Genomic DNA, 24286 nt, shown 5'->3' with positions numbered 1-24286 from the left:
GCCCGTGACACCCGGCTCAGACCTGGGCCGCCTCGCGGGGCGGCAGCCGGTCGTAGTAGTCGCCCACGGCCCGCAGGTACTCCTGGTCCCGCGTCTCGCTGTCCGTCTGGAAGCGGGGCGCGGCTTTCGCGTCCCCCCTGCTGCAGGCGACTGTGATCTTCCGTGCCTGTGTGTCCACGCCGGTGACGACTCCGGCCGGGACCAGGACGCTGCGGCCGAACACCCAGACCCCGGTGTCGACGACCAGGTGCCGCATGCCGTGCGGGGCGGCCTCCCGGTCCACGTGCCCGATCGTGCCGTCGGTCGCGGCGACCGCGAACCCGGTCAGGTCCTGCCCCTCGCTGTGACCGCTGTCCGGCGCGTACGACCAGATTCTGTCGATGGCCACGCTGTTCCATCCTCCCTGGCGATGTGCGGATCGTCATGATCGTCGTGCCCGCGGCGGACGCCTTCCGCCCGCCCCGTTCCACAGCAGCAATTACCCTCCTGCCGTAAGCGCATTCGGCGAACACGCCTGCTACCGCAAGTCGTCCCGCGGCCCGGTCCCGACGATGTTCGGACCGGGATGCATGGAGGAGGGTTTCCGGGGTAATCGCGGGGCGCGGTGACATCCGGAGCCCGTCGAGGAAGGGAGGCGCATGAGGAACGGCATTCGAGTCCGGAGAACGACCGGTGTCCCCTCGCACCGCGGTCATCCCCAGAGGTGACCAGCCCTGGCCGTAGCACTTGTTGGAGGTATCCGTGCCCCTCGCCCAGAACCCGCTGTCCGTGGAAGTCGAACTGCCCCGGGAGGACGTGGCCCTGATCACGGTCGACGGCTACCTGGACGTCGACACCGCGACCGAGTTCCAGGCCCATCTGGCCAATCAACTCCACCACGGCCGTCGGCATTTCCTGCTCGACCTCTCGTCCGTCCCCTTCATGGACTCGTCCGGGATGAACATCATCCTGAGGGTGTACCAGGAGACCCGTAAGACCGAGGGCAGTGTGCACGTCATCGGCCCGACGCCCGCCGTGCGGCGCATCCTCGACCTGACCGGCGTCAGCATCACGGTGCCGATATCGGAGAGTGTCGACGAGGCTCTGGCCCGTGCCGACGAAGGGCCGAGCGTCCCCGAGGGACCGGGAGACCAGAGCCTCTGACGGACCGGCTCCGCCTCGGGGCGCGGCGCCGTCGAAGAACGGTCGGCCGGTGCTCCGGCTCCGCCCTGCCCGAACGACGGCTCACCCCTCCTCGCGCCGATACACCGGACGGTGGCAACCGCCGTTCCCCTGAACCGGATCGCTTGCACCGGAGCAGGTGTCGTACGAGGTCGGCGCATGGTTAGAGTTGTCGCCCGGCAAGTGTCACATCGCCGTCTCGTTGCCAGAAGCGGGCTCGGTCGACGCAACGCGGATGAGGAGAGAACCAGGTGCCGGAGCACGAAGCGGACGGACAGCTCGCCACCCCCAGCCACGAGGTCAGGGACTTCCTGCACCGCCGGCGTGAACAGATCGCCCAGCGGTGGGCGGACGAGCCCTTGTTCCGCACCGTGTTCAGCGTCTCGCGCGACGAGGCGGTGGAAGCGGGCAAGGCCGTTGTCGACGCGCTGGCCCAGGTGGCCGACTCGGAGCAGGTGGAGGACCCGGACGCCGCGGGATTCAGCGGGGTGCGCGAGCAGCTGGCACGGATGGGCGTGGCCCGCTCCCGTGCCGGGCTGTCCAACACCCAGGTCTCCAGCGAGTTGGCCGCCCTGCGGCCGCCCGTGGAGAATCTGCTGGCCGCCGATCTGGAACAGGCGTCCCCCGAGCACCTGCGGGCGTGTTCGACCGCCCTGACCGTGCTGATGGGCACCCTTCGGCTGGTGGCGATGCAGACGGCGCTGAGCGAGTGGCAGGCGCTCAGCGACCGTCAGCGGCTGCAGCTGATGGAGGTGGCCACACCCGTCATCCGGCTGTGGGACGGCGTCGTGGCCGTGCCGCTGATCGGGACGCTCGACAGCGCCCGCAGCCAGATCGTGATGGAGACGCTGCTGAACGCCGTCGTCGAGCAGCACGCGCGGTTCGCGATCCTCGACATCACCGGGGTGCCGACCGTCGACTCGCTGGTGGCGCAGCACCTGATGAAGACGGTCGCCGCGGCGCGGCTCATGGGCGCCGAGTGCATCGTCTCGGGCATCCGTCCCGCCATCGCGCAGACCATCGTGCATCTCGGACTGGACCTGGACGTGATCACCCGCGCGGGCCTCGCCGACGCGCTCGGGTACGCGCTGCACCAGCTCGGCGCGGACATCGTGAATCCGGGTACGGGCCAGCGGTGAACGACGCCTCCTCCCACCCCGTGACCGGCCACGTGCCGGTCCTCCGGCTCGGCGACGTCCTGCTGGTCACGCTCCAGGGCGATCTGCACGACAGTACGGCGCAGCAGCTTCAGCAGGACCTCTCGGAGACCATCTCCCGTACCGGGGTGCGCGGGGTCCTCATCGACATCTCCGGTGTGGAGATCGTCGACTCCTTCCTCGGCCGGGTGCTGGCCGAGATCGCCGCGCAGTCCACGTTGCTGGCCGCGCGCACCGTGGTGGCCGGCATGCGCCCGGCCGTCGCCATCACCCTGGTCGAACTGGGTCTGACGCTGCCGGGGCTGAGCACCGCGCTCAGCACCGAGGCGGGCATGGAGCTCCTCGCCCGGCAGGCCCCGGTGACCCGTCCCGGCGGCCCGCGTCAGGAGAGTCCGTGATGCACACTGCCGCGGGCGTGGAGGCCTGCTTGCCCATCCGGTCGGACATGGACCTGGTGTGGGTGCGTCAGCACGTACGGCAGGCCGCTGCCCGGCTCGGCTTCGGTCTGGTGGACCAGACCAAGCTGATCACCGCGGCCAGCGAGCTGGCCCGCAACACCCTGGTGCACGGCGGTGGCGGACAGATGCGTGCCACGCACGTCAGCAGCGCGGGCGCGCAGGGGCTGCGGCTGTCCTTCAGCGACGAGGGGCCGGGCATCACGGACCTGGACCAGGCGCTGAGCGACGGCTACACCTCCGGCGGCGGTCTGGGCATGGGGCTGAGCGGTGCGCGGCGCCTGGTGCACGACTTCGACATCGACACCACGCCGGGTTCGGGCACCACGGTGCGAGTGACCTGCTGGGTGGGCCGGCCGCCGCGCCCGCGCGAGGAGGTCTGATGCCGCGCGTGTGGGACGTGCCGGTGCGCGACTCGACCCGGGTGCGGGACGCGCGGGTCGCGGCGGAGGGCGCCGCCGCGCTGGCCGGGCTGGACGAGCGGCGTACCGCGGCCGCCGCGCTGGTGGCGACCGAGCTCGCCACGAACCTGCTGAAGCATGCCGAGGGTGGTCAGGTGCTCATCGAGGTCGTGCCCCCACCCGTGCTGCGGGAGGGCGGCGAGGCGTCCCGGGTGGTGCAGATCGCCGCGGTCGACCACGGCCCGGTCATCCCCGACGTGTCCGCGGCCCTGCGCGACGGCTTCTCCACGACCCGTTCGCTCGGTGCGGGGCTGGGCACGTGCCGGCGCCTGTCCGACGACTTCGCCCTGCACAGCGTCCCCGGCCGCGGCACGGTCGCCGTCGCCCGTGTGAGCACCGCGCCCCGGGGCGTACAGGCGCCGGGGCGGTTCGAGGGCGGCGTCTTCGCCGGCGGACGGCGGCCTGGCGGCGAGCCGCCGTTCGGCGCGATGGCCTGTGGCGCGCTGACGGGCCATACGGCGGTGCCGGGCAGCGCGCCGGGCTCCGCCGGGCAGGTGCCGGGGGCGTCAGGCGGCCCGACGCCCGAAACCGGGCAGGTACCGGGCGCCCCAGACAGCCCGACGCCCGAAACCGGACACGTACAGGACGCCCCAGACAGCCCAACGCCCCAAACCGGACACGTACAGGACGCCCCAGACAGCCCAACGCCCCAAACCGGACACGTACAGGACGCCCCAGACAGCCCAACGCCTGAAACCGACCCTGCGCGGGGCACCGGGCACGGACCGTACGGTGCGCCGGATCTCGACCTCCGGCGCACCGGCACCACGGGGCGGCGACCCGGCCCGCAGGCGGCACGGGCCCACGACCTCGCCCCCGCCGGCGCCTCGGGGACCGGCTCGGTTTCCCGGACGGCGCCGTCCCACGAACCGGCTGACGCCGTCATGCCGGGCACCACGAAGACGAACACGCCGGCAGCCCACGCGGCACCCGCTCACGGTCTCCCGGCCCCCGGCGCGGTCCGGCAGAGCCGTTCCCTGCCCGGAGCCGGGGTGCGGGCCGGTGGGGTGAACATCCCCTACGGCGGGGCCGAGTACTCGGGGGACGCCTGGGCGTGGGTCCGGGCCGGAGACCGGGTGACGTTGATGCTGGCGGACGGACTGGGGCACGGGCCGGAGGCCGCGCATGCCTCGTCCGCCGCGGTCGCGGCCGTCCACCGGTGGGCCCACCTCTCCCCCGCCGAGTCGCTGCGCCGGCTGCACGACGCGCTGACGGGCACGCGCGGCGCGGCCGTCGCCCTCGCCCAGCTCGATTTGCCGGCCCGGCGGCTCCGGTTCGCCGGCATCGGGAACGTGGGGGCGCGGCTGCGCACCGACGGCACCTGGCACCCCCTGCTGTCGAGGCCCGGCATCGTCGGGGTCCACCGGCCCACCACCCTCCGCGAGGAGGAGGCCGACTGGGTGGGTGACCCGCTGCTGATCCTGCACACCGACGGTCTGCCCAGTCGCTGGACGCCGCCGTCCGACCCCGGGCTGCCCGCGGCGGACCCGGCCGTGACGGCCGCCGTGACGATACGCGACACCAGCAGTCCCGCCCGGCCGGTGCGGGACGACACCGCCGTGGCCGTGCTGACCTCGACTCCGCCGGAACGCCCATGATGCGCACTTGGCAGATCACCACCGTCACCGACGCGGCCCGCGCCCGCATCTCGCTCGCGCGCCTGGCCGCCGCCTACGGTGTGCCCACCGTGGAGCGGACCCGGCTGGCCGCCGGCCTCAGCGCCCACCTGCGGCAGTGCCTCACCAAGGGGGGCACCTGGCGGCTCACCATGGACCTGGCGGGCAGCTCCCCCGCCGAGGAGGGGCTGCTGCACCTCGTGGTGACCCCGTCGCCGGAGGCGTGTGCCGCCGGGGAGCCCCTGTGGGAGGTCACCGTCCCCTGCCCCGAGCGGGCCGAGGCCACCGAGGACGGCACCGTCGCAGACGACCCCGCCGCCCTGTCGGAAGCGCTGCTCGGCGCCGACGAGGACACGGCCGTGGTGCTGGAGAAGCTCGCGGAGCAGGAGGATCTGGTCTCCTTCCACCGCGAGGAGCTGCACCAGACCAACCAGGGCGTCCTGGCCCTGCACGCCGAGCTGGACGCGGCCGGCCGGGCCCAGCGCGAGGCCTTCGCCGCCGAGCGCAGCGCCCGCAACGAGGCGGAGAGCGCCCGGCGCAGGCTGACGTTCCTCGCGGACGCGAGCGCGGTGCTGACGGCGTCGCTGAACCACGAGGAGATCGTGCGTCGACTGCCGGACCTGCTGGTGCCGGAGTACGCGAGCAGCGTCGACGTCTGGCTCTTCGACCAGGAGGAGGACAGGCACCGGTCGGCGCCGCATCCGGCCGCGGCCGTGGTCGCGGCCCGCACCGGGCGGCCCCAGTACGCCGCCGACCACCCCGGCAACCTGCCCGGCGTCGACGACCAGCCGCCGTCGGCGCTGGATCCCGGGCGGCCGCTGCTGTGTGTGCCGCTGCCGACGCGGCGGGCGCCGCTGGGCGTTCTGACGCTGTCGCCGCCCGGGGGGCGCTGGGATCCGGACGACGCGGTGATGCTGATCGAGCTCACCCGGCGGGCCAGCATCGCGATCGACAACGCCCGGCGCTTCGAGCACAACCGCGACATCGCCGAGACGCTGCAGCGCGCCCTGCTGACGGACCTGCCGGCCACGCCGGGCCTCAGCCTGGCCGCGCGGTACCTTCCGGCCACGCACGGGCTGAACATCGGCGGTGACTGGTACGACGCGTTCCCCCAGCGGGACGGTGGCCTCATCACCGTCATCGGCGACGTCACCGGGCACGGACTGCACGCGGCGGTCATGATGAGCCAGCTGCGCACCGCGCTGCGGGCGTACGCCGTCGACGGCGACAGCCCGGGCCGGCTGCTGACCCGGCTGCACCGGTTCCTGCACCATCTCCAGCCGGACCTGTACGCCACCGCCGTCATCGCCCGGTTCCATCCGGACGAGCCCACGCTGACCTGGGCCGCCGCGGGGCATCCGCCGCCGGTGCTGCGCCTGCCCGACGGCACCGTGCGCACCCTGCACGCCAAGCCCGGCGCGATGCTCGGCATTCCGCTCACCCAGGAGATCGCCGACCACACCGAGGAGCTGGAGCCCGGTTCGACCCTCGCCCTGTACACGGACGGGCTGGTGGAGCGGCGGGCGCAGGGCATAGACCCGGGCATCGAGCGACTGGCCTCGGCGCTCGGCGGGTTCCGTTCCGCGGAGCTGGACGCGGACCTGGAGGGCGCGGCGGACCGGCTTCTGAACCCCTTGCTGAGCGATTCCGAGCGGGACGACGACGTGTGTCTGCTGCTCTGTCACCTCCAAGGCGGCGCGAACTCCTGACGGCGGGTCCGGCCGACCGGGTGTGCACGCGTTCTTCACTCCCGCCTGGTGCTTTTCGGCCACGGTGCGGGCATGGTGGTGATCGACGCGTTCGTCTGCCGACCGCGTCCGACTGGCGCTGCGGCCGGACACACGGTGGGATCGAAAGGGTGCGAACCAGCGATCCAGGGGCAGTCGGAAGGCGTTCGAGGCAGACCGCCTGGAGCCGCAGAAAGGGATGAACACCGTGACACGACCCAGGATCCTGGTGGTTGGCGCAGGCTTCGCCGGCGTGGAGTGCGTCCGCCGTCTGGAACGGAAGCTCTCCCCGGACGAGGCCGACGTCACGTTGGTGACGCCGTTCGCCTACCAGCTCTACCTGCCGTTGCTCCCCCAGGTGGCCTCCGGCGTGCTGACGCCGCAGTCGATCGCCGTCTCGCTGCGGCGCAGCAAGAAGTACCGCACGCGGATCATCCCGGGCGGCGCCATCGGCGTGGACCTGAAGTCCAAGGTCTGCGTCATCCGCACCATCACCGACGAGATCGTCAACGAGCCGTACGACTACATCGTGCTGGCGCCCGGCAGCATCACCCGCACCTTCGACATCCCGGGGCTGACGGACCACGCGTTCGGGATGAAGACCCTCGCCGAGGCGGCGTACATCCGTGACCACGTCATCTCACAGCTGGACCTGGCCGACGCGAGCCAGGACCCCGTGGAGCGGGCCTCCCGGCTGCAGTTCGTGGTGGTCGGCGGCGGTTACGCCGGCACCGAGACCGCGGCGTGCCTGCAGCGGCTGACGCACGCGGCGGTCAAGCGCTACCCGCGGCTGGACTCCGGGCTGATCAAGTGGCATCTGATCGACATCGCGCCGAAGCTGATGCCGGAGCTGGGCGACAAACTCGGCAGCAGCGCGCAGGAGATCCTGCGCCGTCGCGGCATCGAGATCTCCCTGGGCACCTCCATCGCGAAGGCCGGTCCCGAGGAGGTCACCTTCACCGACGGGCGGGTGATCCCGACCCGCACGCTCATCTGGACCGCCGGCGTCGTCGCGAGCCCGCTCATCGCCACGCTCGGCGCGGAGACCGTCAAGGGACGGCTCGCGGTCGCCCCCGAGATGAACCTGCCGGGCAACGACGGCGTGTTCGCCCTCGGCGACTCGGCGGCCGTGCCCGACCTGGCCAAGGGGGACGGGGCCATGTGCCCGCCGACCGCGCAGCACGCCCTGCGACAGGGCAGGCATGTCGCCGACAACGTCATCGCGTCGCTGCGGGGGCAGGTGATGAACCCGTACGTCCACAAGGACCTCGGGCTCGTCGTCGACCTCGGCGGCACCGACGCGGTCTCCAAGCCGCTGGGCGTGGAACTGCGCGGGCTGCCCGCCCAGGCCGTGGCCCGCGGCTACCACTGGTCGGCGCTGCGGACCAACGTGGCCAAGACGCGGGTGATGACGAACTGGCTGCTCAACGCGGTCGCCGGTGACGACTTCGTGCGGACCGGCTTCCAGGCCCGCAAGGCCGCGCGGCTGAAGGACTTCGAGTACACCGACGCCTACCTGACGCCGGAACAGGTGCGGGAGCAGGTCGAGGGGTCGGGCCCGCCGCTGTAGGACCGGGTCCGGACAGGAGCCTGCGCGCGTGGCGTGTCATGCTGAGATACGGATCTTGGTGTGAGTCGGGAGAGAGTGCGACGGAGTGAGGGCAGCGGGACGCGCGGTACGGGCACGCGTGCGGGACCGGATCGCGGCGTCCGACCCCGGACTGCTGCGTCTGACGGCGGGGTTGCGAACGGTCGGCGCGATCGCTCTCACCCTGGCGGTGCTCTCCCTGCTGGGGGCCGATGTGCACCTCCTGGTGGCGGGGGCCATGGCGGCGATGGTCGCCACCTTCGCCATCCGCGAGAAGCAGCCGGGCGCACAGGCCGTGACGCTGGCGCTGGGGCTGCCGGTGGCCGTGGCCTCGGTGTCCCTGGGCGCGGTCCTCAACACGCGTCTGGTCGTCGGTGACGTCTTCTTCGTCGCCCTGATCTTCTGCGCCGCCTACGGCCGCCGGTTCGGCGACCGGGGCACCGCACTCGGGCTGATCGGCTTCCAGGTCTACTTCCTGTCCCTGTTCGTCGGCGCCACCGTCTCCGGGCTGCCCTCGCTGTGCGGTGCCATGGCCCTGGCGTTCTGCTCCAGTGCCCTGATGCGCTTCGCGATCGTGCCCGCCACACCCTCCGGCGTGCTGCTGCGCCTGCGTCTGGCCTTCCGCGCCCGGCTGGCCCAGCTGGTCACCGCGCAGCTCGAACTCCTCGACGCCCCCGCGGACGCGATGGACAAGGCGGTGGCAGGCGTACGCCAGGGCACCGCACGGCTCCACGAGACGGCGATGATGATCCAGGGCCGGCTGGAGGAGGGCACCCCGGACGAGTCGGCGGCACGGCTGGTGCAGCGCAGGATCGCGGACGCCGAGATCGCCGCCGAGCGGCTCGGCCTGCTCCTGCTGACCGCCCGCAGCGCCGAACGGGCCGACACGCTTACCCTGCACCTGCCCGGCGCGCCCGCTCCGTCGCCGGCCGGTCCTGCCGTGCCGGACGAGGCGGGCGCCACGCTCCGCCGCGATCTGCGGGCACTGCACGCCCTGGTGCTGCGGACCGGCACAGCCGACACGGGCACCGGGCTGGCGCATGTGCGCAACCGGCTGCTCGGCTACCGGGACGAGGAGAACCTGCCGCCCGCGTCGGCCGCCGTCCAGGACGTCTTCCGCGGCGTCGGCGAGTCGGCCCGCGCGGTGCTCGGGCTGCGGATCGCCCTGGACGGCCCGCAGGACGAGTCGGACGACACCCCGGCCACGGCTCGCTCCCGCGAGGAGCTGGACGCCGAGGACGCCGCGATCGACGGCGGCGGCGAGGAACCGGCGCAGGAGGAGCAGACGGGCCTGCGGCGGCCCACCACGCGGGCGGCCGTGCAGGTGGCCGTCGGTTCCTCGCTGGCGATCGTCGGCGGGGAGCTGCTGTCCACGCAGCGCTGGTACTGGGCGGTGCTGACCTGCTGGATCGTTTTCCTGAACACCGCCTCGACGGGCGAGATCCTGGTCAAGGGCTACCGGCGGCTGCTGGGCACGGTGTTCGGGGTGGTGGCCGGCATCGTCCTGGCGGGACTGGTCGGCACCCACACCTGGACGGCGTTCGCCCTGGTGATGGTGCTGATCTTCGCCATGTTCTACACGGCGCCGTTGTCGTACACCCTGATGTCGTTCTTCGTCACCGCGATGCTGGGGCTGCTCTACACGCTGCTGCACACCTACAGCCTCGACGTGCTCGTCCTGCGGATCGAGGAGACGGCGCTCGGCGCGGTGTGCGGGGTGGTGGCGGCGGCGCTGGTCCTGCCGGTGCGGACCGACCGCCGTACGGACGAACTGCTCGGCACCGTGCTGGAACGGCTGGCCGAGGTCACCGAGGCCGCGGTCGGCCAGCTCAGCGGCGGGCCGGCGGACGAGCTGCTGGACCGGGCACGTGACCTGGACCAGGCGCTGGCCGACCTGCGGGCCGCGACCCAGCCGCTGATCCACCCGGTCACGCCGCTGCGCACCCGGCGTCACACGGCCCGGTACGTGGTGGCGCTGCTGGAGACGTGCGCGTACCACGCGCGGACCCTGGCGGCGACCGCCGAGCTGCTGCCCACGCATCCCTCGATCGCGGCGGATCCGCGACTGCGCGGCGCGGCCGGGCGCACGGTGCGCAACATCGGGACCATCGCGGCCCGGGTGGCCGACGAGCACGCGGACGCGCGGGTGGAGACCGGGCCGAGCATCGCCTCGCTGCTGGGGTCCGACGCCGGAACGCCGCGCTACGGCCGGATCACCGACCGGGTGCTGCGGCATCTGGAGCGGCTGGACGAGGCCGTGGTGGGTCTCGCCCGGCCGCTGGGCGTACCGGTGGCGGCGCCCGAGGCGTGAGTGCCGCTCACGGGTGGGAGGCGCTGCCCGTCAGAAGTCCGTGGGGAGCCCGCTCGCCTCGGCGATGCCTCGCAGTTCTTCGTTCTGCTTGTGCCGGTCCCGGATGTAGTCGGCTATCTCGCCGAGGCGGACCGGGTCGGACGCGGTGGTGGCGTCGGTGACGATCCTGACCGGGCCGGTGTCGTCGACGTCGAGTTCGACCACTTCGTTGTCCAGGCGGCCGGTGACGGCGGTGGCGATGACGAGGGCCACCTCGTCACGGACCTCCTGGGGGAGCTCGTCGTTGGTCCCGGAGTCGAGCGCGAAGTCGAGGCTGGACAGGCGTTCCTCTTCGATCGCCTCGAGGACGGGCTCCACCGCGCGCATCAGAAGGCGGTAGTCCTCCGTGTCCATCCGGATGCGCAGGAGGTCCAGGTACATGTCCACGGGCCGGCCATCGCCATGCGGAATCTCGGAATCGCTCATGGGCATCGTGTTCCCCACACGACGCGACTCAGACGCGTCGCCACCGGGCCATGGCGAAGGAGAACACTCCGAACAGCACCAGCCCGGCCGCGACGCAGACCAGCAGCCAGGGACCGAGCGGAGTTTCGGCGAGGGAGCGCAGGGTGTCGTCCAGGCCCTTGGCCTGGTCCGGTTCGTAGTCGACGGCGGCGCGCACGGCGAAGACGCCGGCCACCGCGAAGACCAGCCCCCGGGCGGCGCCACCGGCCACGCCCGTGACGTCCACCAGCTGCCGCGTACGGTGGCTCATCTGCCCCAGCCGGAGCTTGTCGTGGTACTTGCGCATCACCGCGCGTACGGCGATCCAGCCGCCGACCGCCACGATCGCGACGCCGGCGGCCCCGACCAGCCACTGGCCGGCGGGTATCTCCAGAGCCCTGGCGGTGGCGTCCCGGGACTGCTGGTCGCTGTTCCCGCCGCTCTGGTGGCGGCTGATCGCGAACGACAGCACCGAGTAGGCGACGAAGACGTAGAACGCGAAGCGGACCGCCGCCATCAGCCGCTTGCGGGCGCTGCGGCCGTCCTTGCCGATCGAACCGAAGAGGGCCTCCGACAGCCGCCACAGGGCCATGCCCACGAGCCCGATGCCCAGCGCCCACAGCAGCACCGCGCCGAACGGCTTCTGCGCCAGTTCCTGAACGGCTCCCCCGCGGTCGGCCTGCCGGCCGGTGTCGCCGAAGGCGATCTGCAGGGCCAGCGCCCCGACGAGCAGATAGATCACGCCCCGGGCGGCGAACCCCGCCCGTGCCGCCCCCTCGGTCATGGAACCCCGCGCCATCCGCCGGGCCCGGAACCGACCGCTCTGTGCCATCGCACTCGTGTTCATGTCGACCTCCCGGGATTGCGAATGCCCCGGGTCGGCGTCCACACACCCTGCACACCTGCTGCACGTTGCCCATGTCGGTACCGGTCACGGCCAGGGTCGAATGCAGCACGGCCTTCAGGAGGGCACCGCGGCTGCCGGAGCCGGACCGGTGCGCCTGTGTGAAGGTCAGACCTGGTTCCGGTCCGCGGACGCGCCCCGGGAACCACAGCGTGTCCTGCCCGTCGGGGCGGGGCGCCGTCACCAGGACGTCGGCCGGGGTGCGCAGCCTGACGTTGTACCGCTGCGAGGCCCTCTGCATCAGCACGAAGGCACTGTCGGCGTCGGGCAGTGCGTAGCGCTCCCGCAGAATGCCCTGCGCCTGCGAGATCAGCGGGCGCACGCGGGCCCGGGCCCGCGGGTCGCGCACCTCGGCACGCAGGCGCTCCAGCTCACCGTCGTCGGCGGCCGCTGCCCGCCCGGTTGTGGACATGGGTCTCCCGGTGTGAGTGGCACGACGCGAACGGGCCCGGCCGCGGCTTCCGCCGTCGGCCGGGCCCTTGTTCTGCCTCGTCTTCCCCGTCGTGTCAGTGGCACACGCGGATCAGGCGGGCTCGGTGGCCGGCATGCGCCGGCCGGCCGCGGTCACAGCGGGTTCGCGCTGTCCGGCTGTCGCCGCGGCGGGTTCGCGGACCGGTGCGGGTGCGGTCGCGAGCCATTGGTGGGCGGCTTCCAGGGCGCGCTTGACGTCCCGGGTGCCGGTGGACACGCAGAGCGTGTACGCCAGGTCGCGCGCTCTGGGGTTCAGGTCCGCCGGTCCGCGGACGGCCTCGGCGGCGGCCAGGGCCTCGTACTCGTCGACGAGTCGGCGCAGCACGGCGGGATGGGGCCTCAGCATGGTTCGTCAGCTCCTCGTGGGATCGGGTGGTCAGGCCGTGGCGGAGGGGCCGCCGCTCCCCCGGGTGCCCGCCCGCTGCCCCAGCACCTCGTCGCGCACCCGGGCACAGCTGCGGCTGATGAGGCGGGAGACGTGCATCTGGGAGATGCCGAGGTGGTCGGCGATACGGCTTTGGGTCATGTCCTCGAAGAAGCGCATGTAGAGGATGGCCCGCTCGCGTTCCGGCAGTCGGCGCAGGCCTTCCTTGGCGGACTCACGGTCCACGACGACGTCGTAGGACGAGTCGGCCGCGCCGAGGGTGTCCGCGAGGCTGTAGCCGTCGTCGTCGGTCGAGAGTTCGGCGTCCAGCGACAGGGTGCTGAAGCTGTCCAGGGCCTCGAGCCCGGCGTTGACCTCGTCCTCGGTCAGGCCGGTGTGGGTGGCGATGTCCGCCACCGAGGGCTCGGGGCTGCCCGGGTTCTGGGTGAGTTCGCGGCGTGCCACCCGCACCTTGTTGCGCAGTTCCTGGACGCGGCGGGGAACGCGCAGGGCCCACATGCGGTCCCGGAAGTGCCGCTTGACCTCACCGGTGATGGTGGGCACGGCGTAACTTTCGAAGGCGCCCCGGCTCGGGTCGAACCGGTCGATGGCCTTGACCAGACCCAGCGCCGCGACCTGCCGGAGGTCCTCGATGGACTCTCCGCGGTCGCGGAAGCGGCCGGCGATGCGGTGGGCCATGGGCAGCCACAGGGTGACCAGTTCGCCGCGGACGGCGTCCCGCTCGGGACCGTCCTCCAGCTCCGCCATCCGGGTGAACAGGGCTGCGGTGTCGGGGGCGTCGTCGTGACGGCGCCGGGTCGCGGTGGTCGTCGTTTCGGGCGTGCCGGGACGATGGGTGGGCGTTTCGATGAGCATGCGGATTCGCTCCTGAACGGTGGTTTCAGGGACTGACCGCGGGAAGGTCGCTGCCCGGATGCGCCTGGGCGCCCTCCGGGGCAGTCATACCGCTCCCGCTGGCGCGCCTCCGGTCCGAAGCACGAAACTGCGTCTGCCCTGGCCCCGGTGGAACAAACTCCGCTTTGCTGAGCAATCTGTCGGACGCCGGTTCCGGACGTCAGCGCAGGGGCACGACGGCGGTGATGCACTTGCCCCCGGCAGGCAGATCCGACACCCGCACGTCGCGGGCGAGCCGGCAGACGATGGGCCAGCCGTGGCCGCCGTGCCGCAACCGTCCGTCGGCGCGGGGCGCCGTCACGGGCAGCGCGTCGCTGCGGTCGCTCACCGAGACGCGCACGCCGGGGCCGTCGACGTCGACCTGGAAGTCGGTGACACCGCCGCCGTGCAGGATCGCGTTGGTCGTCAGCTCCGAGACGACGAGCAGCGCGTCGGACAGGGCGTCGGTGTCGCACGGTATATGGGTGGCCCGGCAGCGCTCGGCAACGGCTCGTTCGACCGCCCGGCGGGCCTCGGCGGGTTTGGACGGCCGGACGCGATGGCCGCCGGGCGGCTCGAAAACGGATTCGATCATGTGCTCCTCGCACATACTGCAGCTCCCTGTCAGCACAAACATGCCGGGCCCGGACCGCGTCCATGGCCCCCGTACCGGACCGGCCGGGCCGGCGGACCCATAAGCCTTCTTCGACCTGCCGCGGCGTTCCGGGCACGCACCGCGCAAGCGCCGGTCGTTACTCATCGGCTCACCTCTCCCCGCACCTGCAAACCTCGGATACGCCCGGAAGGCCCGAAAACACCTCCGACGGCCGTGCCTCGGTGCCATCTCCGTGCGCTGAACGGGTACGCGGTGTGGATGACCGATGTAGTGGATTCAGACGAGTTGCTGCGGCGCATCCAGCGTGCGAGGGAGTGCGCGGTCCAGGAGGAACGAACGTGGCGGACCAGGAGCGAGGAGTTGGACGCGACCGACCCGCAAGGAGCCCGGGACGCGACTGTGCGGCGGATGTCGTACGAGGCGGTGCTGCGGGTGCTGGACGAGATCGTGGCCCCCGGCTCACACGCGCCCGGGGGCTGACCGGGTGAGGGCCGGCGCCCGGGCGACCGGGCCGGATTGCGCGGGCACCCGCCGGAAACCCGGGGCGCATGACAGCCGACCGCCTGCGGGGCCGCGGAATGACAGCCGACCCGCCCTCGCCCGCGGAGCTGCGGAGAGAGCAGGCGGTGCTGCCCGTGAGGAGTCCTCCGGCCCGGCCGAAGCCGTGCCGGTGGCCGGGGCCGCCGGGCGGATCGTGGCCGAGATGATCACGCCGTATCCTCCCGGCATCCCCGCGATCCTGCCCGGTAAGCCCGACCGAGCCGGTGCCGGCGTATCCGCGCACGGGGCTGGAGACGGGTGCGTCGCTGCCCGACCCGAGGAGCCCGAGCCGGAGAAGATCCGGGTCCTCGCCGAGAACCCGCGAGCCCTCGAAAGTGAAACAGGTCACGCAACCGGGTTCAGGGTGGCGAGTACACCCCCTGGATGGTTTACCGTTCATTCATAAGTGGTGACGGAGTGGACCCCCCGCCCTCCGTGCGCCACTGCATACGGCCCTGGCTGGTCTCCCCCGTCCAGCCAGGGCTTTCTCATGCCCGGCCGGCCCGTCGGAAGAAGTCGTGTACGCCGAGGTGCCCAGGGCCCCGACAGCGGCTGAAATGGGCTTAGTGAAGGGACCCGTTAGGGACAGCACCGCAGTCGACCGCCCGGCGAGGAGCTCCGCATGACCAAAGCGATCAAACTCCTGACCGCTCTGCCTCCGCCCCAGCGCCGGCGTCTGATGACGCTCGCCCGGGAGGTGTCCTTCCCCGAGGACGCCCGCATCTTCGAGGCGGACGGCCCGGCCGACCGCTTCTGGGTCATCCGCTCCGGTGCCGTTTCCCTGGACCAGCAGGTGAACTCCCTGCAGCGGGTGACCGTGGCCAGCCTCGGCGCGGGTGACCTGCTCGGCTGGTCCTGGCTGTTCCCGCCCTACGCCTGGGACTTCGGCGCGGTGGCGTTCAGCCCGGTGCGGGCCTACGAGTTCGACGCGGGAGCCGTGCTGGCGCTGTGCGAGGAGGATCCGGAACTGGGGATGATGCTGGTGCGCAACGTCGCCGAGGTGCTCGCGCACCGGCTGGAGATGACCCGGGGCAAGCTGATGGAGCAGTACACGCTGCACCGGCGCGGAGCCCTGTGAGGCGTCAGACGCGGTAGCGCCGCAGTGCCGGTACGGCGGCGGCCAGGACCAGCATCACCACGACGACCAGCAGTCCGCCGCCCGCCACGGCGGTGCCCGGGCCGAGGGCGGAGCCCGCGGTGCCGTGCAGCACGTCGGCCAGGCGCGGGCCCCCCGCCACGACGACCGTGAAGACGCCCTGCATGCGCCCGCGCATCTCGTCGGTGGCGGCGGACAGCAGGATCGCCCCGCGGAAGACCATGGAGACCATGTCGGCCACCCCGGCGAGGGCGAGGAACGCCACCGCCACCCAGAGGTTGCGACTGAGCCCGAAGCCGGTGATGGCCACGCCCCAGGCGACCACCGCCCCGATGACCATCCAGCCGTGCCGCCGCGCCCGGGAGAAGGTGCCGGAGAAGAGCCCGCCCAGCACGGCGCCGATGGGGATCGCCGCGAACAGCAGGCCCAGCGCGAGACCTTCGCCGTACGGGGCGTAGGTCTGGGAGGCGAGTTGGGGGAACAGGGCGCGGGGCATGCCGAGCACCATGGCGATGACGTCCGCGAGGAAGGACAGCAGCAGCACGGTGTGCCCGGAGATGTAGCGGAAACCGGCGGCGATCTCCTTCACACCGGCCCGCCGCACCGCCGTGCCCGCCAGGGGCGGCAGCGCGGGCAGCCGGTACACCGCCCACACCGTCACGCACAGGGCCAGCGCGTCGATGAGGTACAGCTCGGGCAGTCCGATGACGGGGATGAGGGCACCGGCGAGCAGGGGTCCGGCCACCTGCCCGGTCTGCATCACGGTCGAACCGAGGGCGCTGGCGGCGGGCAGTTCGCTCTTGGGGACCAGCCGGGCTATGGAGGCGTTGCGGGCCGGCGCGTTCAGGCCCCAGAAGGCCTGCTGCACCGCGACCAGCAGCATCAGTGCGGTCACCGACTCCAGGCCGGCGAAGACCTGGAGCCAGAACAGCACCGAGGTGACGGCGATGCCGCTGTTGGTGACCAGCAGCAGCTTGCGCCGGTCCATGGTGTCGGCGATCGCCCGCCCCACAGCGCGAACACGGTCAGGGGCACCAGACCGGCCAGGCTCGCGGCCCCCACCCAGGCCGAGGAGCCGGTGATGTCGTAGATCTGCTTGGGCACGGCGACGGCGGTGAGCTGGCTGCCGACGGCCGTGACGATCGTCGAGCCCCACAGCCGCCGGTAGGCGGGGCGGCGCAGAGGGCGGGTGTCCATCGCCCACCGCCGGCCACGCCGCCGGGGCGCCCGGGGGCCGGGGTCCCGCTCTTCGGTTGTGCTCTCGCTCGTGTCCACGCGCCGCTTCCTCAACGCTCGCTACAGCCTTCCGGGCGGAGATCACTGTCGCACCGGTCGCCGTCGGCCCGGCGGCCGGTCTCAGCCTCCGGTGATCAGCGCGGCGCCGAGCACGATCATGGTGGCGGCGACGAGGCCGTCCAGGACGCGCCAGGCCGAGGGCTTGGCGAGGAACCGGCCGAGCGATCGGGCGCCGAAGCCGAGGGCGGTGAACCAGCACAGGCTGGCCAGTACCGCTCCGAGACCGAACGTCCAGCGCAGTGCACCGTGGTCGGCGGCGACGGAGCCCAGCAGGAACACGGTGTCGAGGTAGACGTGAGGATTGAGCCACGTCATGGCCAGGCAGGTGAGCACGGCCCGGCGTGCCGATCCGGCTGCCTCCCCCTCGCTCGGCAGCGCCTCGCCACCGGGCCGGAACACCCGGCGGGCGGCCAGCACGCCGTAGCCCAGCAGGAACGCGCCGCCGATCCAGCCGACCGCCGTCAGCGCTCCCGGCCACTTCACCACCACCGCGCCGACCCCGCCGACCCCGAGCGCGATGAGCGCCGCGTCCGACAGGGCGCAGATGGCGACCACCGCGAGGACGGCCTGGCGGCGGACGCCCTGACGCAGGACGAAGGCGTTCTGGGCGCCGATGGCGACGATGAGGGACAGTCCGGTGCCGAAACCGGCGGCGCCGGCGGTGAAGGTGCTCGTCATGGCGTCGAAACTACGGACACGATCGACCAGGATCCAGCTAAGGATTCTTACGTATCATTAGCTCGCGTGATGACGACCGACCTTCCGCTGGACCAGGTGCGGACCCTGCTCGCCGTCGTGGACGAGGGCACCTTCGACGCTGCCGCGGCGGCGCTGCACGTGACGCCGTCGGCGGTCAGCCAGCGTGTGAAGGCGCTGGAGCAGCGCACGGGCCGGGTCCTGCTGCTGCGGACCAAGCCCGTGCGTCCGACGGAGTCGGGTGAGGTGCTGGTCCGGCTGGCCCGCCAGGTGGCACGGCTGGAGCACGACGCCTATGCGGAGCTCGGGCTGAGCGGTGCCGGGGAGCCGATCCGGGTGTCGGTGGCGGTGAACGCGGACTCGCTGGCCACCTGGTTCCTGCCCGCGCTCTCCCGCGTGCCGCCGGAGCCGCGGCTCTGCTTCGAGCTGCGCCGCGAGGACGAGGCCCACACCGCGGCACTGCTGCGCGAGGGCGCGGTGATGGCCGCGGTGACCTCGTCGCAGGACCCCGTGCCGGGCTGCTCCGTGCGCTCGCTCGGCCGGATGCGCTACCTCCCGGTGGCCGCGCCGGACTTCGCCGCCCGCCACCTGACCGGGCCGCCGGCGCGGGTGCTGCCGGAGGTGCCCGTGGTGGTCTTCGACCGGCGGGACGACTTCCAGGACGGCTTCGTCCGCGGCCTCACCCGGGGGCGGAGCGCGGCGAGCGCGCTGCGCACCTACGTGCCGACGTCGGAGGGTTTCGTCGAGGCCGTCGCCGCCGGACTGGGCTGGGGACTGGTGCCGGAGGCCCAGGCCGAACCCCTGCTGCGCGACGGCCGGCTCGTCCGCATCGCTCCGCGCCGCACGGTCGACGTGCCGCTGTACTGGCAGCAGTGGAAGCTCGACTCGCCGGCGCTGGCGCAGGTGGCGGAGACGGTGACGCGGGCCGCGGCCGAAGCCCTGCGCACCTGACACCGGCCCGTTCAGGCCCCGATGTCCGCCAGCCGGGCCGCGGCGCTGTCCAGCAGCATCTCCAGGGCCGTCGGGTAGGCGCTGGTGAGCATGCGGGTGGCGAGCAGGGGCGCCGCCTCGGCGATCCGGGGATGGGTGGTGGCGGGCAGGCGGGCGTAGGTCGAGCGCCACATGTCCTCGTCGGCGTGGAGCGAGTCGCTCGGCAGGGCCAGTGAGGCGGCGTCCAGCGCGGCGAAGGCCAGGGTCTGGTCGATGAAGGCGTGGTAGACGCGCACGGTGTCGGGCAGCGGGAAACCGGCCGTGCGCAGCACGTCCAGGACGGCCTCGTCGGCGGCCAGCTCATGGGCCCGGCCCGTGACACGGTTCGTGGTCAGCAGGGCGGCCTGAGGATGGGCCAGATACGCCGCGTGGATGCGCAGCCCGAAGGACCGCAGATCCGCCCGCCACTCCCCCGTGGGCCGCCACCCCTCCAACGCCTGGCCGATGAGGGCGTCGCCGATGGCGAGGGTCAGGTCGTCCATGCCCCGGAAGTACCGGTAGAGGGTGCTCGGGTCCGCGTCCAGGGCGAGGCCCAGCCGGCGGGCGGTCAGGCCGGCGCTGCCGTGTTCGCGGAGCATCCGCAGCGCGGTCTCGACGATCAGCTCCTCGGACAGCACGGTGCCGCCCTTGGTGGGCCTGCGCCGACGGCGCTTCTCCTCGGGCACCACGGGTTTGGGCACGACCGCCTCCTTCCCTGCTCTCTTATGCCAACGCCATTGACCTTATGACACGGGGCGGCGTTGCATCTGTCCCGAGGACGCGTCACGTTCTTCGCAAAGAGGGAGTTTCTGACATGCGTGTACTGCTTGTGGGTGCCGGTGGTGTGGGCGGGGCGATCACCCGGATCGCCGCTCGGCGGCCGTTCTTCGAGGCCATGGTGGTGGCCGACTACGACCCCGGCCGGGCCGAGGCGGCGGTGGCCGCGCTGGACGGCGACGCGCGCTTCACGGCCGAGCGGGTGGACGCGGGTGACGAGACGGCCGTGGCCGGCCTGCTCGCCGGGCACCGCTGCGACGTCCTTCTCAACGCCACCGACCCCCGCTTCGTGATGCCCCTGTTCCGCGCGGCCCGGGCCGCGGGTGCCACGTATCTCGACATGGCGATGTCGCTGTCCCGCCCGCACGCCGAGCGGCCGTACGAGGAGTGCGGGGTGAAGCTCGGCGACGAGCAGTTCGCGCAGGCCGCCGAGTGGGAGAACGAGGGGCTGCTCGCGCTGGTCGGCATGGGCGTGGAGCCGGGCCTGTCGGACGTCTTCACCCGGTACGCCGCCGACGAGCTCTTCGACGAGATCGAGGAGATCGGCATCCGCGACGGCGCGAACCTGACCGTCGACGGCTACGACTTCGCGCCCTCCTTCAGCATCTGGACCACCATCGAGGAGTGCCTGAACCCGCCGGTCGTCTACGAGAGCGGTACGGGGTGGTTCACCACCGAGCCGTTCAGCGAGCCCGAGGTCTTCGACTTCCCCGAGGGCATCGGCCCGGTGGAGTGCGTGAACGTCGAGCACGAGGAGGTGCTGCTCGTCCCGCGCTGGGTGGACGCCCACCGGGTGACCTTCAAGTACGGCCTGGGCCGGGAGTTCGTCGAGACGCTGAAGACGCTGCACCTGCTGGGCCTGGACCGTACCGACCCCGTGACCGTGCCCGGGCCGGACGGACCGGTGGCGGTCTCGCCCCGGGACGTGGTCGCCGCGTGCCTGCCCGATCCGGCGACGCTGGGTGAGCGGATGCGCGGCAAGACGTGTGCGGGGACCTGGGTGCGCGGCGTGAAGGACGGCGAGCCCCGCGAGGTGTACCTGTACCACGTGGTCGACAACCAGTGGTCCATGGCTCAGTACGGGTCGCAGGCGGTGGTGTGGCAGACGGCGGTGAACCCCGTGGTCGCACTCGAACTCCTCGCCACCGGTGGCTGGTCCGGCACGGGCGTGCTCGGCCCGGAGGCCTTCCCGGCCCGCCCCTTCCTGGACCTGCTGACGGACTACGGCTCGCCCTGGGGCATGCGGGAGCAGTGAACGACTGTCCGGGAACGCCCTGTTTCACCGAGCATCGACAGGTGACCCGCAAGGGAGCATGCTTCCGAAAGAGCACGTTTCTACCGCGATGCAGGTGACTTCGATGGACAACTGGCGCGACCACGCTGCCTGTCGGCACGAGGACCCCGAGCTCTTCTTTCCGATCGGCACCTCCGGGCCGGCTCTGCTGCAGACGGAGCAGGCCAAGGCGGTGTGCCGACGGCGCTGCCCGGTGCAGGAGCAGTGTCTGCAATGGGCGCTCGACACGGGGCAGGCCATCGGTGTCTGGGGCGGGACGAGCGAGAACGAACGGCGTGCCCTGAAGCGCCGGGCGGCGGCCAGGCGCCGCTCCGGCTGATGCCCGCCCCCTTCGGGCCGAAGCCTGTCGTTCGGCTCGGGTCGCAGGGCATCGGCGGTGCTTCTCCCTGCCGGTGAGCGGGGTCTGGCGCGTGTGGCTGCGAGGCGGAGGAGGGAGTCGACGCGGAGCGTCGATGACCGACGACGACGCCGCAGACGCGCGCCCCGGGCCCCGCGTCCGCGATCTGGTCCGGACGCCAGTCCCAGGCCCCTTCTGATGGATCTCCGCGGCGTTGGATCTCCGCGGCGTCGCGACGCCCGGCACGCTCCCCCGCTCTCGGCTTCGCTCGAACGGGAGGGGCCCCCACCGCCGCACCGCGCGAAAGCCCAGGTAGCTCCGCTACGAGGGCTTCCCCGCGGCACTCCCCCAAGCTCTTCGAGCAGGGGGGACCCCCAGAGCACGCACCGAACGCCGCTCCGTCTCCCACGGAGATTCATCAGAAGGGGCCTAGCCGCGGCGCAGCGGCCCCCACGGGTTCTCCTGCCGGGCCACCTCGCCCTTCGCCTCGTCGATGACCTGCTGGTCGATCCAGCACATCGGCCGGACCTCGGTGACCAGCGGTTCGTTGTCCGGTCCACGGGCGGCTTCCAGGCCGGCGAGCACCCAGGGGTGCACGCCCGGGCCCTTGTCGTGCGGCAGATGGGCGTAGTCGTGCAGCCGGCGGGCCACCCACACCCGGACCGGACGATCCTGCCACCATGCCTCGACGCCGAGCGGGTTGGCGGACAGACCCGGCAGGGGCACGCCGGTCAGGTCGTCGGTGCTGGACACCTCGCGGCAATCGATCTCCGGACCACACGACCAGCGGACGTACAGGCCCCGGTGCCGTTCCACGAGCTCGGCGAGTTCGTCGAGAGTGCGCACGACCGGCAGGTCGTCCCGTGCACTCATGCCAAGGCCTCCTTCCTCGACGCTGCCAGGCGATCGGAGTACCCATCCGGCACGAGCGGAACCGGCCGTTCGGCACGGGCGGTGCCGGCCCGGGCGCCCCGGCCGGCGTTACGCTCGCGGCACACCCGTACCACCGTGGAGAGGAGCGGAACATGGGCGTGCGCGTGCGCCGTGTCTACGACCCCGCCGAGCCGGAGGACGGGGTGCGGGTCCTGGTCGACCGCTTGTGGCCGCGCGGACTGGCGAAGGATGCGGCACGGGTGGACGAGTGGCCGAAGGCGATCACCCCGTCCACGGAACTGCGCCGCTGGTACCACGCGGGCGAGGGCTCGTACGAGGAGTTCGCCGAGCGGTACGAGGCGGAGCTCGCCGCCGACGAGGCCGCCGACGCCCTCGACGGCGTACGTGACCTGGTCCGCAAGGGTGATGTGACGCTGCTGACCTCGTCCAGGACGCCGGAGCGAAGTCACGCCACCGTGCTGGCCCGCCTCCTCCGGGGATGAGAAGACGGGCCGTGACGGGCGATCAGGCGGTCTGCTCGGCCGCCGCCCGCCCCGCCGCCCGCCCCGAGAAGAGGCAGCCGCCGAGGAAGGTGCCTTCCAGGGCGTTGTAACCGTGCACACCGCCCCCGCCGAATCCGGCGACCTCGCCGGCCGCGTACAGCCCCTCGACCGGCTTGCCGTCGGCCCCGAGGGCCCGGGAGTCGAGGTCGGTCTGGATGCCGCCGAGGGTCTTGCGGGTGAGGATGCGCAGCTTGACGCCGATCAACGGGCCGGCCGCGGGGTCGAGCACGCGGTGCGGGGTGGCGACCCGGCCCAGGCGGTCGCCGATGTAGCGGCGGGCGTTGCGGATGCCCTGCACCTGTGCGTCCTTGGCGTACGGGTGGGCGATCTGCAGGTCCCGCGCCTCGATCTGGCGCTTGATGGCGGCCGCGTCGAGGAGCGGCTCGTCGGTGAGCCCGTTCATCTTCGACACGAGCTGTTCGATGCTCGACGCGGTCACGAAGTCGGCGCCCTTGCGCAGGAACGCGTCGACCGGTCCGGGCGCGCCCTTGCCGAGGATGCGCTCCTTGAGGAACCCGGCCCGGTCCTTGGCGGTGATGTCGGGGTTCTGCTCGGAGCCCGACAGGGCGAACTCCTTCTCGATGATCTTCTGCGTGAGGATGAACCAGGAGTGGTCGTATCCGGCGATGTCCTCGGTGGTGCGCAGGTGCTTGAGAGTGCCGAGCGTGTCGTAGCCGGGCAGGAAGGGGCCGGGCAGGCGGCGGCCGAGGGCGTCGAACCACAGGGAGGACGGCCCGGGCAGGATGCGGATGCCGTGGCCGGGCCAGATCGGGTCCCAGTTCTGCAGGCCCTCGGTGTAGTGCCACATGCGGTCGCGGTTGACCAGCCGGACACCCGCCTCGGCGCTGATGTCGAGCATCCGCCCGTCGACGTAGGCGGGGACGCCGGTGACCATCTCGCGCGGCGGTGTGCCGAGGCGTTCGGGCCAGTGGCGGCGGACGATGTCGTGGTTCGCGCCGATGCCGCCGCTGGTGACGATGACGGCCTGGGCGGTGAGTTCGAACTCGCCGACCGCGTCGCGGCTGGAGGCGACGCCGCGGGGTGCGGGATCCTCGGCCAGGACGGTGCCGCGCACCCCGCGCGCGGTGCCGCCCTCGACGACGAGTGCGTCGACGCGGTGGCGGTGGTGGAAGGTGAGCAGACCGTCGCGGGCGGCCTGCCGGGCGTAGCGCACGAACGGTTCGACGACGCCGGTGCCGGTGCCCCAGGCGATGTGGAAGCGGGGCACGCTGTTGCCGTGCCCGTGCGCCGTGAGGTCGCCGCGCTCGGCCCAGCCGACGGTGGGGAGGAACGTGATGCCGTGCCCGCCGAGCCAGGACCGCTTCTCCCCCGCCGCCCATTCCACGTAGGCGCGCGCCCAGCGCACGGCCCAGGAGTCCTCGTCCTCCAGCCGGTCGAAGCCGGCGCTGCCCCGCCAGTCGCTCCAGGCGAGGTCGAAGGAGTCCTTGATGCCCAGGCGTCGCTGCTCCGGTGAGCCGACGAGGAACAGGCCGCCGAAGGACCAGAAGGCCTGTCCGCCGAGGTTGCCCGCGTTCTCCTGGTCGACGAGGGCGACCCGCCGGCCTCTGCTGGTCAGTTCGTGCGCCGCGACCAGACCGGCGAGACCCGCTCCGACGACGATGACATCGGCATCCATG

General features: G+C 72.5%; 24 protein-coding genes and 4 pseudogenes. 16 read left to right on the top strand and 12 right to left on the bottom strand.

The annotated features are described in order from the left end of the window. Nucleotides 1–16: 16 nt before the first annotated feature. Nucleotides 17–388 carry a PRC-barrel domain containing protein gene (locus tag ABTX62_RS31830; RefSeq protein WP_352119410.1) on the bottom strand — a complete coding sequence of 124 codons (372 nt, stop codon included), beginning with the start codon at nucleotides 386–388 and terminating at the stop codon, nucleotides 17–19. Nucleotides 389–741: 353 nt separating this feature from the next. Between ABTX62_RS31830 and ABTX62_RS31825 the strand changes: the two genes are divergently transcribed. The 9 genes and pseudogenes from ABTX62_RS31825 to ABTX62_RS31785 all read left to right on the top strand — a co-directional run bounded on the left by ABTX62_RS31825 (nucleotide 742) and on the right by ABTX62_RS31785 (nucleotide 10476). Next, nucleotides 742–1143 (top strand): STAS domain-containing protein, encoded by a 402-nt coding sequence (locus ABTX62_RS31825; protein ID WP_352119409.1) that lies wholly within the window; start codon nucleotides 742–744, stop codon nucleotides 1141–1143. Between the two features lie 269 nt (nucleotides 1144–1412). Beyond that, nucleotides 1413–2300: an STAS domain-containing protein gene (locus tag ABTX62_RS31820; protein WP_352119408.1), complete on the top strand. Its 888-nt coding sequence runs from the start codon at nucleotides 1413–1415 to the stop codon at nucleotides 2298–2300. After that, a complete protein-coding gene (locus tag ABTX62_RS31815; protein ID WP_352119407.1) occupies nucleotides 2297–2716 on the top strand; it encodes an STAS domain-containing protein in 420 nt (139 codons plus the stop codon). Before ABTX62_RS31820 ends, ABTX62_RS31815 begins: the two co-directional genes overlap by 4 nt. Then, the gene (locus ABTX62_RS31810) at nucleotides 2716–3156 is read left to right on the top strand and encodes an anti-sigma regulatory factor (protein ID WP_352119406.1); all 441 of its coding nucleotides are present in this window, start codon (nucleotides 2716–2718) and stop codon (nucleotides 3154–3156) included. Before ABTX62_RS31815 ends, ABTX62_RS31810 begins: the two co-directional genes overlap by 1 nt. After that, nucleotides 3156–3641: pseudogene (locus ABTX62_RS31805) on the top strand (anti-sigma regulatory factor); the annotation flags it as partial. The gene ABTX62_RS31810 and the pseudogene ABTX62_RS31805, both read left to right, overlap by 1 nt. Nucleotides 3642–4154: 513 nt before the next feature. Next, nucleotides 4155–4832, top strand: a pseudogene (locus ABTX62_RS31800) (SpoIIE family protein phosphatase); the annotation flags it as partial. After that, entirely contained in the window at nucleotides 4829–6559 is a 1731-nt protein-coding gene (locus ABTX62_RS31795; protein WP_352119405.1) for a PP2C family protein-serine/threonine phosphatase, read from the top strand. The pseudogene ABTX62_RS31800 and the gene ABTX62_RS31795, both read left to right, overlap by 4 nt. Nucleotides 6560–6776: 217 nt before the next feature. Then, entirely contained in the window at nucleotides 6777–8147 is a 1371-nt protein-coding gene (locus ABTX62_RS31790) for an NAD(P)/FAD-dependent oxidoreductase (protein WP_283969166.1), read from the top strand. A gap of 85 nt (nucleotides 8148–8232) precedes the next feature. Beyond that, entirely contained in the window at nucleotides 8233–10476 is a 2244-nt protein-coding gene (locus ABTX62_RS31785; RefSeq protein ID WP_352119404.1) for an FUSC family protein, read from the top strand. Nucleotides 10477–10506: 30 nt separating this feature from the next. Here ABTX62_RS31785 and ABTX62_RS31780 read toward each other — a convergent pair whose 3' ends face one another. From ABTX62_RS31780 to ABTX62_RS31755, 6 genes and pseudogenes are all read right to left on the bottom strand, one after another. Next, nucleotides 10507–10941: a hypothetical protein gene (locus tag ABTX62_RS31780; protein WP_352119403.1), complete on the bottom strand. Its 435-nt coding sequence runs from the start codon at nucleotides 10939–10941 to the stop codon at nucleotides 10507–10509. Nucleotides 10942–10969: 28 nt separating this feature from the next. Next, nucleotides 10970–11806 (bottom strand): DUF1206 domain-containing protein, encoded by an 837-nt coding sequence (locus ABTX62_RS31775; protein ID WP_352119402.1) that lies wholly within the window; start codon nucleotides 11804–11806, stop codon nucleotides 10970–10972. Between the two features lie 253 nt (nucleotides 11807–12059). Then, nucleotides 12060–12275: pseudogene (locus ABTX62_RS31770) on the bottom strand (ANTAR domain-containing protein); the annotation flags it as partial. A gap of 111 nt (nucleotides 12276–12386) precedes the next feature. After that, complete coding sequence (locus ABTX62_RS31765) at nucleotides 12387–12680, bottom strand: DUF5133 domain-containing protein (RefSeq protein WP_352119401.1); 294 nt, start codon at nucleotides 12678–12680, stop codon at nucleotides 12387–12389. A 30-nt stretch (nucleotides 12681–12710) separates the two neighbouring features. Next, nucleotides 12711–13574: a SigB/SigF/SigG family RNA polymerase sigma factor gene (locus tag ABTX62_RS31760; protein ID WP_352119400.1), complete on the bottom strand. Its 864-nt coding sequence runs from the start codon at nucleotides 13572–13574 to the stop codon at nucleotides 12711–12713. A 199-nt stretch (nucleotides 13575–13773) separates the two neighbouring features. Further along, a complete protein-coding gene (locus ABTX62_RS31755; RefSeq protein WP_352119399.1) occupies nucleotides 13774–14202 on the bottom strand; it encodes an ATP-binding protein in 429 nt (142 codons plus the stop codon). A 264-nt stretch (nucleotides 14203–14466) separates the two neighbouring features. Between ABTX62_RS31755 and ABTX62_RS31750 the strand changes: the two genes are divergently transcribed. The 3 genes from ABTX62_RS31750 to ABTX62_RS31740 all read left to right on the top strand — a co-directional run bounded on the left by ABTX62_RS31750 (nucleotide 14467) and on the right by ABTX62_RS31740 (nucleotide 15826). Next, nucleotides 14467–14688 (top strand): hypothetical protein, encoded by a 222-nt coding sequence (locus tag ABTX62_RS31750; protein ID WP_283969158.1) that lies wholly within the window; start codon nucleotides 14467–14469, stop codon nucleotides 14686–14688. A 4-nt stretch (nucleotides 14689–14692) separates the two neighbouring features. Beyond that, entirely contained in the window at nucleotides 14693–15154 is a 462-nt protein-coding gene (locus tag ABTX62_RS31745; protein WP_352119398.1) for an Orn/Lys/Arg family decarboxylase, read from the top strand. 216 nt (nucleotides 15155–15370) lie between these two features. After that, entirely contained in the window at nucleotides 15371–15826 is a 456-nt protein-coding gene (locus tag ABTX62_RS31740) for a cyclic nucleotide-binding domain-containing protein (RefSeq protein ID WP_283969157.1), read from the top strand. A 4-nt stretch (nucleotides 15827–15830) separates the two neighbouring features. Here ABTX62_RS31740 and ABTX62_RS31735 read toward each other — a convergent pair. Together ABTX62_RS31735 and ABTX62_RS31730 are read right to left on the bottom strand one after the other, a co-directional pair. Next, nucleotides 15831–17119 (bottom strand): annotated as a pseudogene (locus tag ABTX62_RS31735) (MFS transporter). An 81-nt stretch (nucleotides 17120–17200) separates the two neighbouring features. Then, nucleotides 17201–17818, bottom strand: a complete 618-nt coding sequence (locus tag ABTX62_RS31730; RefSeq protein WP_352119397.1) for a LysE/ArgO family amino acid transporter — start codon at nucleotides 17816–17818, stop codon at nucleotides 17201–17203. A gap of 69 nt (nucleotides 17819–17887) precedes the next feature. On the opposite strand from ABTX62_RS31730, the gene ABTX62_RS31725 reads away from it, so the two are divergent. Then, complete coding sequence (locus ABTX62_RS31725) at nucleotides 17888–18787, top strand: LysR family transcriptional regulator ArgP (RefSeq protein ID WP_352119396.1); 900 nt, start codon at nucleotides 17888–17890, stop codon at nucleotides 18785–18787. Between the two features lie 11 nt (nucleotides 18788–18798). Here the strand turns inward: ABTX62_RS31725 and ABTX62_RS31720 are convergent, their stop codons facing one another. Further along, nucleotides 18799–19506: a TetR/AcrR family transcriptional regulator gene (locus ABTX62_RS31720; protein WP_352119395.1), complete on the bottom strand. Its 708-nt coding sequence runs from the start codon at nucleotides 19504–19506 to the stop codon at nucleotides 18799–18801. Between the two features lie 113 nt (nucleotides 19507–19619). Here ABTX62_RS31720 and ABTX62_RS31715 point away from each other — a divergent pair, with 113 nt between their 5' ends. Next, nucleotides 19620–20837, top strand: coding sequence for a saccharopine dehydrogenase family protein (locus tag ABTX62_RS31715; RefSeq protein WP_352119394.1), 1218 nt, complete (start codon nucleotides 19620–19622; stop codon nucleotides 20835–20837). 103 nt (nucleotides 20838–20940) lie between these two features. After that, nucleotides 20941–21195 carry a WhiB family transcriptional regulator gene (locus tag ABTX62_RS31710; RefSeq protein ID WP_283969151.1) on the top strand — a complete coding sequence of 85 codons (255 nt, stop codon included), beginning with the start codon at nucleotides 20941–20943 and terminating at the stop codon, nucleotides 21193–21195. A gap of 447 nt (nucleotides 21196–21642) precedes the next feature. Here ABTX62_RS31710 and ABTX62_RS31705 read toward each other — a convergent pair whose 3' ends face one another. Next, nucleotides 21643–22086: a DUF6098 family protein gene (locus ABTX62_RS31705; protein ID WP_352119393.1), complete on the bottom strand. Its 444-nt coding sequence runs from the start codon at nucleotides 22084–22086 to the stop codon at nucleotides 21643–21645. A gap of 152 nt (nucleotides 22087–22238) precedes the next feature. On the opposite strand from ABTX62_RS31705, the gene ABTX62_RS31700 reads away from it, so the two are divergent. Further along, the gene (locus ABTX62_RS31700) at nucleotides 22239–22589 is read left to right on the top strand and encodes a DUF488 domain-containing protein (RefSeq protein WP_352119392.1); all 351 of its coding nucleotides are present in this window, start codon (nucleotides 22239–22241) and stop codon (nucleotides 22587–22589) included. 22 nt (nucleotides 22590–22611) lie between these two features. Here ABTX62_RS31700 and ABTX62_RS31695 read toward each other — a convergent pair whose 3' ends face one another. Then, nucleotides 22612–24285, bottom strand: coding sequence for an FAD-binding dehydrogenase (locus ABTX62_RS31695; RefSeq protein ID WP_352119391.1), 1674 nt, complete (start codon nucleotides 24283–24285; stop codon nucleotides 22612–22614). Nucleotide 24286: the final 1 nt, after the last annotated feature.

This window comes from Streptomyces sp. NPDC096046, assembly GCF_040303285.1.
Lineage (GTDB): Bacteria > Actinomycetota > Actinomycetes > Streptomycetales > Streptomycetaceae > Streptomyces.
This window is presented reverse-complemented; position numbering and strand designations above follow the sequence as displayed.